General features: G+C 38.0%; 6 protein-coding genes and 2 pseudogenes. 5 read left to right on the forward strand and 3 right to left on the reverse strand.

What is annotated here, in order from left to right:
• Positions 1 to 138 precede the first annotated feature (138 nt).
• The 3 genes from sdhA to sdhE are packed head-to-tail and all read left to right on the forward strand — an operon-like array spanning position 139 to position 3,836.
• Positions 139 to 2,001: an 8-methylmenaquinol:fumarate reductase flavoprotein subunit gene (gene sdhA, locus F3G69_RS08740; RefSeq protein WP_149715012.1), complete on the forward strand. Its 1,863-nt coding sequence runs from the start codon at positions 139 to 141 to the stop codon at positions 1,999 to 2,001.
• Between the two features lie 9 nt (positions 2,002 to 2,010).
• Positions 2,011 to 2,976 carry an 8-methylmenaquinol:fumarate reductase iron-sulfur subunit gene (gene sdhB / locus F3G69_RS08745; protein WP_149715013.1) on the forward strand — a complete coding sequence of 322 codons (966 nt, stop codon included), beginning with the start codon at positions 2,011 to 2,013 and terminating at the stop codon, positions 2,974 to 2,976.
• 2 nt (positions 2,977 to 2,978) lie between these two features.
• Positions 2,979 to 3,836, forward strand: a complete 858-nt coding sequence (gene sdhE, locus F3G69_RS08750) for an 8-methylmenaquinol:fumarate reductase membrane anchor subunit (protein WP_087585917.1) — start codon at positions 2,979 to 2,981, stop codon at positions 3,834 to 3,836.
• A gap of 136 nt (positions 3,837 to 3,972) precedes the next feature.
• Here the strand turns inward: sdhE and htpG are convergent, their stop codons facing one another.
• Entirely contained in the window at positions 3,973 to 5,829 is a 1,857-nt protein-coding gene (gene htpG / locus F3G69_RS08755; RefSeq protein ID WP_149715014.1) for a molecular chaperone HtpG, read from the reverse strand.
• A 310-nt stretch (positions 5,830 to 6,139) separates the two neighbouring features.
• On the opposite strand from htpG, the pseudogene F3G69_RS09655 reads away from it, so the two are divergent.
• Together F3G69_RS09655 and F3G69_RS09660 are read left to right on the forward strand one after the other, a co-directional pair.
• Positions 6,140 to 6,973, forward strand: a pseudogene (locus F3G69_RS09655) (Cache 3/Cache 2 fusion domain-containing protein); the annotation flags it as partial.
• Between the two features lie 27 nt (positions 6,974 to 7,000).
• Positions 7,001 to 8,053 (forward strand): annotated as a pseudogene (locus F3G69_RS09660) (methyl-accepting chemotaxis protein); the annotation flags it as partial.
• Positions 8,054 to 8,199: 146 nt separating this feature from the next.
• Here the strand turns inward: F3G69_RS09660 and F3G69_RS08765 are convergent.
• Both F3G69_RS08765 and F3G69_RS09605 read right to left on the reverse strand, forming a co-directional pair.
• Positions 8,200 to 8,874, reverse strand: coding sequence for a lysophospholipid acyltransferase family protein (locus F3G69_RS08765; protein WP_223155903.1), 675 nt, complete (start codon positions 8,872 to 8,874; stop codon positions 8,200 to 8,202).
• Positions 8,855 to 8,957: SH3 domain-containing protein (locus F3G69_RS09605; RefSeq protein WP_316342457.1), on the reverse strand; the 103-nt coding region annotated here is incomplete at its 5' end. The genes F3G69_RS08765 and F3G69_RS09605, both read right to left, overlap by 20 nt.

An 8,957-nucleotide genomic window follows, 5' to 3' on the forward strand; every position in this document is an offset into this window, starting at 1 on the left:
TTATGTTTCTTTTAAGTAAATTTAATGTAATGTTTCATTATTAATTATTTAATTAATGTAGTTGTTTTAAAAAATATTAAGAAATAAACTGGCGGTGCGTTTTAAACGCTAAAAATTTACTAAGATAGGAAGTTATCAATGAGTGAAAAATTTACCAGAAGAGAATTTCTACAAAGTGCCTGTATCAGCGTAGGTGCGCTAGCTACAACGGCTGGTGCGACCAATGTTTTTGCTGGTGAGTTGCCAAAAGGCAATGAAAGTGGCTTGCCATCTGTTGATGTGCTAATAATCGGCTCTGGCGGTGCTGGACTTCGTGCAGCAACAGCCGTTCGCAAGCAATATCCAAACTCAACCGTCGTTGTTGCTACAAAAATGATGCCATCTCGCAATGCGACCTGTATGGCAGAGGGTGGAATAAACGGCGTTACTGACTTTAGTAATGGCGATAGCTTCAAGCTTCACGCTTATGACACAGTTAAAGGTGCGGCTTATCTTGCTGATCAAGATGCAGTTGTGAAATTTTGCGAGGCAGCAGGCGCAGTCATCCACGAGCTAGACCACAATGGCATGCTCTTTTCTCGTATAGACAATGGCGACGTGTCCCGTAAAGATAATGGTGATGTTGCGTTTCGCTTCATGGGTGGCGCTAGCAAAAAGCGCTGTAACTACGCGGCTGATAAAACTGGCCACATTTTGATGCATGCTTGTCTTGATGACGCTATCACAGCTGGCGTTAAATTTCTAATGGATCATGAGCTGCTTGAGATCGGTCTTGAGGATGGCAAGATTGAAGGCGTCGTTCTTCGCAACATTCAAGATGGTCAAATTTACCCAGTTCTTTGCAAATCTCTAGTCATCGCAACTGGCGGCTACACTAGAATTTTCTATAACCGCACATCAGTTCCATTTATAGCAACTGGTGATGGTATCGCTGCTGCGCTTAAAGCAGGTCTTGGCTTTGAAGATCCTGAAATGCTTCAGTTTCACCCAACTGGCGTTCAAAATGGTGGCACACTAATCACTGAAGCTGCTCGCGGTGAAGGTGGATACTTGTTAAACAACAAGGGCGAGCGCTTTATGAAAAGCTATCACGAAAAGATGGAGCTAGCTCCTCGTGACGTCGTCGCTCGTGCGATCGAGACAGAAATTCGCGAGGGTAGAGGCTTTGGTGAGGGAATGAGCGCTTATGTGCTTTGTGACGTTCGCCACCTTGGCAAAGATACTATTATGAAAAAGCTTCCAAAAATTCGCCACACAGCCATGCTTTTCCAAAATATCGATCTAATCGAGCAACCAGTGCCTATCCGTCCAACAGCTCACTACTCAATGGGTGGCATAGAGGTAGCAAAATTTGATGATATGAGCACAAAAATCCCTGGAATTTATGTAGGTGGTGAGGCTTCTTGCGTATCTATCCACGGTGCAAACCGTCTTGGTGGAAACAGTCTAACTGACGCAGTTGTAACTGGCGATCTAGCTGGCAAGGGTGCTGGCGCTTACGCTCAAAATGCAAAATTTGCAAGCGGCAAGAAAACTTCTGAGCTAGCAAAAATGTGGCAAGATAAATTTAAAGCCATAGCAACAGGCGAGGGTGGTGTAAATGATATGTATGTACTTCGTGAAGAGCTTGGTAAAAACAACTGGGATCTAATGGGTATCTTTAGAACTGGCGCAAAACTTGATCAGCTTTCTAAAAACCTAGAAGCTATCCAAGCAAAATATGACACCCTTAAAGTGCCAAATCAAAACCCAGTCATGAACACAGCATTTACTGACTATGTCGAGCTTGGCAACCTTATACTTCTTTCTCGTGCAGCATGCCTTGCAGCGCAAAATCGTCTTGAGAGCCGTGGCGCTCACACAAGAGAGGACTATCCAAAAAGAGATGATGTAAATTTCTTAAAACACAGCATAGTCACACTAAAAGACGGCAAGCTTGAGCTTAGTTACAAAGACGTTGTGACAGGCATATTTTCACTTGACGGCAAGAAGCCAGAGTAAGGAGCTAGGATGAAAATTATTATCGACCGCTTTGACGGAACTAAAAAATATGAATCAACTTATGAGCTAACAAATGAAGAGATCAAAGGCAAAACTCTTTTAACAGTGCTTCTTGATATCAAACAAAAAAAGGATGCGACGTTAAATTTCACAGCATCTTGCCGCTCAGCGATATGTGGTGCGTGCGCTGTTAGAGTAAATGGCCACTCATATCTAGCCTGTGATACAAAGATGAATGAGCTTTTGGCAGAGTATGACAATCCAGAGAGCATAAGAATTTCTCCACTTGGAAATTTCAAAGTGATCTCAGACCTCATGGTGGACTGGGAACCAAGTATTGAAAATTTACGCAAGATCAAGCCTAGCATCACTGCTAAGTCAGAATTTAGCGCAGAAAAAGGCTGTAAGCAAAGTCAAAAAGAGTATGAAAAAGTAGCACTTGAATGGGACTGCATACTTTGCGGAGCGTGCGCTAGTGAGTGTAATAAGCTTGAAGCTGATGCGAGCGATTATATGCAACCATTTGTATTTGTACATGCTTATAGAGCGGCATTTGACTCACGCAGTAAAGATCCTATGCCGCATCTAAAACCAGCTATCGATAATGGCCTTTGGATGTGTGTAAAGTGCCAAGAGTGCGCTGATCGCTGTCCAAAAGGTATAAGTGCATGTAAAGATATAACTGATCTTCGCATTATGGCTATACAAAAAGGCTTTGATGATGGCATGGGGCCAGATCACGCTGAGGCATTCTTAACCGATCTAGTTGATGGCTCAGGCAGACTAAATGAGATCAAGCTTGCACTTCGCTCTGAGGGAGTGTTTAAAAATATGGGCAAAATGGATATCGCTGCAAATTTAATGCTTGCAGGTAAGATGAATCCGCTTCATATTTTCGGCGAAGAGGACATAGAAGGACATGATGATCTAGTAAAAATGATAAATGCGGCTCGCAAAGCTGCTAGTAAGGAGTAACTATGCAAAACGAATTCGCTTTTTTCCCAGGATGCGTACTCTCTCAAGCAGCTAAAGAGGCTAAGATGTCGCTTGAGGCCATCGCTCCGATACTTGGCTGGAAGCTTCATGAGATAAAGGGCTGGAGCTGCTGTGGTGCCCAACAAGCACAAGACGTCGATCCTATCGCTACGCTTGTGGCAAATGCTAGAAACATAGCGCTTGCAGAGCAGATGAATATGCCGATGCTTACGACATGCTCTACTTGTATGCTAACTTTAACAAGAGCTAAAACTACACTTGACAAGGGTGCAAAGGACCGCATAAATACTTTCTTGGCTGAGGGCAATATGAAATATAATGGCTCAACCGAGATCACAAGCCTTCTTTGGGTGCTTTATCAAAACGTAGAAACGCTAAGAGCAAAGGTTGTTAAGCCACTTAGTGGGCTAAAAGTAGCGCTATTTTATGGCTGCCACAGTCTAAGGCCTGAAAAAGATCTTCACAACAGGGAAAGCTCAGTCAATCCAAAGAGCTTTGAAACCGTTGTAGGCGCGCTTGGTGCTACTATTGTACCATTTGAGAAAAGACTTGACTGCTGTGGTTTCCACGCTAGCTATCCAGCCGGCACATCTGTAAGGAAAATGTCAAGCCAGATCGTAAATAACGCCGATGAAAACGGCGCTGACGTAGTTGTCACACCATGCCCGCTTTGTCAAATGCAACTTGACATCTACCAAGAGAGATATCAAGATGAAAACCACTCAAACGTGAGAAAGCCAATCATTCACCTATCTCAGCTTGTAGGTCTTGCACTTGGACTATCTGTCGAAGATCTAGGACTTGATCTAAACATCATCGACGCTACCAAGATAGCGTAAATTTTATCCCACGTCTTTTGGCGTGGGAAATTTAGCTTACACAATTAAATTTTTACCGTAATAAAGATAATAAATATAGGAAATTAAATTTATAGAAGTAGATTAAAGCCCAAAATTTCTCTTGGGCTTTATAAATTTAGATAGCTTTTAACATGACTTTCGTTAATAGCTCTGAAAATTTAGCAGGATTTTCTAGGCTCATGCCCTCATTTAGCCTTGCCATATCAAGAAGCAAAGGCGCTATGTCATAAACCATCGCCTCATTTTTCTCAAGTTTTGCAAAGATTTCATGATCAGCGTTGATCTCCAAGATCGGTTTAACTTTTGGAGCATTTACGCCTTGTCCCATTTGTTTTAACATCTCTTGCATAGCGTAATCAGGATCGTTTTTATCATAAATTAGCACCGCAGCCGAGCTTGAGAGTCTTGAGCTTAGTCTTACATCTTTGACTTCATCTTTTAAAATTTCTTTCATTTTAACAAGCGTATTTGCAACCTTGCTCTCATCGACCTTCTCATCGCTTTTTATCTCGTCGTTTATGTCAGCGTGTGAGACTGATTTTAGAGGTGTTTTGTCAAATTCATTTACCATTGGCATGACGATCGTGTCAATCTCTTCATCCATAATAAGCACTTCGATGTCGTTTTTCTTAAAGCTCTCTAGAAGTGGCGAATTTCTTAGCATATTTTCATTATTACCGCTGATATAATAGATCGACTTTTGATCATCTTTCATTGCCTCTTTGTACTCTTTTAGGCTGATAAGTCCATCTCTTTTTGAGCTTTTAAATAGACAAAGATCTAAAATTTGCTCTTTTTCTGCGTTAAATCCGTAAAGTCCCTCTTTTAGAACCTTGCCAAATAGTTTGTAAAATTTTATGTATTTTTCTCGGTCGTTATCTTTTAACTTTGCAAGCTCGCTTAAAATTTTCTTCACGCTTTGCTCTTTGACACTTCTCATGATCGCATTTTCTTGTAAAATTTCACGGCTAACGTTTAGTGGCAAGTCTTCAACATCGATTACGCCTTTGATAAATCTTAAATATGGCGGCAAAAGCTCTTTTGCATCATCAGTTATGAAAACCCTTTTTACATAAAGCTTTACGCCACTTTGATAATCAACTCTAAAGAGATCAAACGGCTCGGTGCTTGGCACATAAAATAGCGTTGAGTACTCGATCTTACCCTCAGCTTTTGTGTGGATGTAAAGGAGCGGATCACTGCTGTCGTGTGAAATTTGCTTATAAAAGTCGTTATAATCTTGCTCTTTAAGGCTAGCTTTATTTAGCCTCCAAAGCGCATTTGCCTTGTTTATTTGCTCATTTTTAGTCTCATAAGTACCCTCTTTTTCGCCTTCTTTTGGAGCAACATAGCTTTGTTTATCCATAAATATCGGATAAGGAATGTGATTTGAATACTTCTTGACTATCTCTTCGATACGCCAAGAATTTGCAAACTCATCATCGTTTAAATGTAATATGATGTCCGTTCCAAAGTTATCTTTTTGGGCATCTTCGATCTCGTAGCTTTTTGCATCAGATGTCCATTTATAGGCTTTGTCGCTAAGTACTCGTTTGCTTATGACCTCGATCTTGTTTGCCACCATAAATGCTGAGTAAAAGCCAACACCAAACTGACCGATCAGCGAGCTATCCTTTTTTGCATCGCCGCTTAAATTTTTCATAAAACCTTTTGTGCCACTTCTTGCAATGGTACCTAAATTCGCTATAAGCTCGTCCTTATCCATACCGATACCATTGTCGCTGATGGTTAAAGTCTTAGCCTTATCATCTACTTTGATATCAATCCTTGGAGTGTAACTTAAGCTTTTATACTTTTCATCGGTCAAGCATAGGTAGTTTAGCTTGTCAAGAGCGTCATTTGAGTTTGAGATGAGCTCTCTTAAAAATATCTCTTTATTTGAGTAAAGAGAGTGGATCATCAAATTTAAAAGGTCATTGACCTCGGTTTGAAATTCAAATTTATCTGCCATTTTTCTTTTCCTTGTTTTAAAATTTTTGGCAGATTATAACACAAAGTGATAAAAATATACTTAACCTTGATAGCATTACTATCAAGATTTTTAAATTAATTTTTTAAAATGATTTCAAAAAAGTTATAGTTTATGAATAAAATAATAATGATAATTTATTAATTATTATTAATTATGCATTTTTGTATAAAGTTTATTTAAAATAGTGCTATAATCAAGGCGAAAATTTTTAGAAAAAGGAGACAAAATGAATTTACGAAGCATTTTGGTAAAAGTTTCAGCAACGATTGCTACGGTTTTGGCAGTATCTATGACATGTTTTGTTGTATATACATCAAATATTTTAGAGCGCGAGATAAAAGATGGTGTGCTTACAACAGTAGAACAAAACGTCCAGCTTGCTATGAATACGGTTAAATTATTTGAAAAAGATAATGTAAGTAGTGCAGAGCTAATAATGAGTGTTTTTAAAGAGATGATTGGAAAAATTTCAACTAATCACCAGATGAGCAAGACTGACAAATACGAGGCGATAGATCTAATATCTCAAAATGGTATTTTAAACAACAACTACGATATTCTGGATAAATTTAATAAAGCTACAAAAGGTGGAATTTCAACGATTTTTGCAAAATCGGGTGATAATTTTTTAAGAGTTAGTACATCGGTGACGAAGGCTGATGGTAGTAGAGCTGTTGGTACGATGATTGACAAAAACGGTCAAGCCTATAAAAATATCATGAATAAAGAGAGGTATATAGGTGTTGTAAATTTATTTGGACGCAACTATATGAGTATTTATGATCCTATTATTGAAAATAACGAGGTAATAGGAATTTTATTTGTTGGTTATGATCCTACCGAGGGATTAAACAATATGAAAAAGACTTTTTCTGAGATGAAACTTGGTAAGCATGGATATTTTTCTCTTTACAATACTAAAACTGGAAAATTTGACTTTCATCCAACTAAGGCAAATCAAGAGCTAAGTAGTGAATTAAAAACTACTATGGATAATATTGTTAAAAAAGGAAAGGGTATTGAGCCTATTATAATTGATGGGGTTGACTGCATAGTTGCTTTTGAGTCATTTGATAAACTAGACTGGATGGTTTTAGGTTCAGCTGTTACTGATGATTTTTTAACACCACTAAAAGTAGTTAGTAAAAATTTCATCATAGCAAGTATCATAGTTACCTTACTTTTGATAGCTGTTTCGATGCTCTTACTTAAAAAGATGGTTGCAAGTCCTATCGATAGACTAGGAACAAATTTAAATGCGATAACATCGGACTTTACAATTAAAATTCCTATTTATGGTAAAGATGAGATAGCTAAGATAAGTAGAGATATAAATGATTTTATTGAAAGAATAAGGGTATTAATAAGTGATACAAAGCACCTTTCAAGCGAAAATAGCTCCGTTGCAAATGAGCTTAGTTCTACATCTCTTCAAACAGGCAAACGTGTAGAAAAATCAACTGAAATAGTGGAAGAGACAAATCAAAGATGTAAAGTAATGCAAGAAAATATGAAAGAATCTCTAGCGGTAGCTCAAGCTGGCAAAGATGACCTTCAAAAAGCAAGCACACATATAAAAACGGCAACTGAAGCTATAAGATCACTATCAGCGCAGATTATTGACTCTGCTAATGTAGAAAATCAAATGGCTGATAAGATCGATCAGCTTAGCCGTGATGCCGAGCAGGTAAAATCAGTCCTTGTTGTTATCAACGATATAGCTGATCAGACAAATTTGCTTGCACTTAACGCAGCTATCGAGGCTGCAAGAGCTGGTGAGCATGGACGTGGCTTTGCCGTTGTTGCTGATGAAGTTAGACAGCTAGCTGAGAGGACTCAAAAGAGTTTAACTGAGATAAATGCAACTATCAATGTCATCGTTCAAGCGATCAATGATAGCAGTGAGCAAATGGGTATCAACTCTAAACAGATCCAAGAGCTAACTCACGTGGCAAGCGACGTTGAAAAAACTATAAATGTTATGAGTGAGACAATGAATAACGCCATAGCAATGTCTGATAAGACTATGCAAGACTACATCGCAACTGGCAAAAATGTAAATGAAATCATGGAAGGCATCTCAAATATCAACCAAATTTCATCTGAAAATGCTAGAAGTGTTGAAGAGATAGCTTCAGCAGCAGAACATCTAAACAAGATGACAGATGCATTAAATTCAAAACTTAGTGTCTTTAGGACTTGAAAGCTTACCTCTTAAGCTAATATTTTTAGGTCTAGCTCCCGCTAGACCATTTTAAATTTATTGATAAAAATTTCTAGTATATAAAATCAAATTTTTATAGATAATGATATAGAAGCAGGGGGCTTTGTAAATTTGCAAAGCCAAATTTATTTTCTATTTTCGTCTAGGACTTTTTGCATACTCTCTCTAGTCGTCTCTAGCCAGTTGTCTTTTGAAGTATCGACTAAATCAAGACAAAAGAGCTTGATATCTGCTTTTTTAAAGCTAAATTCTTTTACTTTCATCGCATCGCTTCCTACAATAACGATAGGCTGGACTTTTAAATTTAGTTTTTCAACTAATAATTTTGCGCCACCCTTAAAAGGCAAAAGTTTATTGGTTTGAGATCTAGTTCCTTCGGGAAATATTGCTAAAACGCGACCATTTTCAACCCTATCTTTTGCTTCACTTAAAAGCTTTATTAGTGAATGTTTATTTTCACGCTCAACCGCTATCATTTTTGGTAAGCTTAAAATTTTACCAATTATAGGAATTTTACCAATCTGTGCCTTTGCGATCCAGCAGACATTTTTTGGGTGTAGCTCTTCGATGACAATGATATCAAGCATACTTTGATGGTTTATGAGTAAGATATTTGCCTCATCACTAAAATTGCCTATCACTTCAAGTTTATATCCACCAAAAAACCTTTGCGATCTTCCCCAAAATTTTCTTATGGCTCTATTTTTATCATTAAATAGCCACATAAAAAAGACGACAAGAATAACGCTGATAACAAACTCAATAGCAAAAAATAAAGCTCTAATTTTTGACAAGATTATCCTTTTTTACCCAGCCAATCTTACCATCAGTAAATAAAATTTTTGAGTAGTCACCTTTTGTGTCTAAAATTTCTACATTCTCA

The organism is Campylobacter concisus, from assembly GCF_902460625.1.
In the GTDB taxonomy this organism is placed as follows: Bacteria; Campylobacterota; Campylobacteria; order Campylobacterales; family Campylobacteraceae; genus Campylobacter_A; species Campylobacter_A concisus_AD.

Coding starts and splice junctions, on each gene's coding strand:
- sdhB (WP_149715013.1), top strand. CDS start 2,011: ATGAAAATTATTATCGACCGCTTTGACGGAACTAAAAAATATGAATCA.
- sdhE (WP_087585917.1), top strand. CDS start 2,979: ATGCAAAACGAATTCGCTTTTTTCCCAGGATGCGTACTCTCTCAAGCA.
- htpG (WP_149715014.1), bottom strand. CDS start 5,829: ATGGCAGATAAATTTGAATTTCAAACCGAGGTCAATGACCTTTTAAAT.
- sdhA (WP_149715012.1), top strand. CDS start 139: ATGAGTGAAAAATTTACCAGAAGAGAATTTCTACAAAGTGCCTGTATC.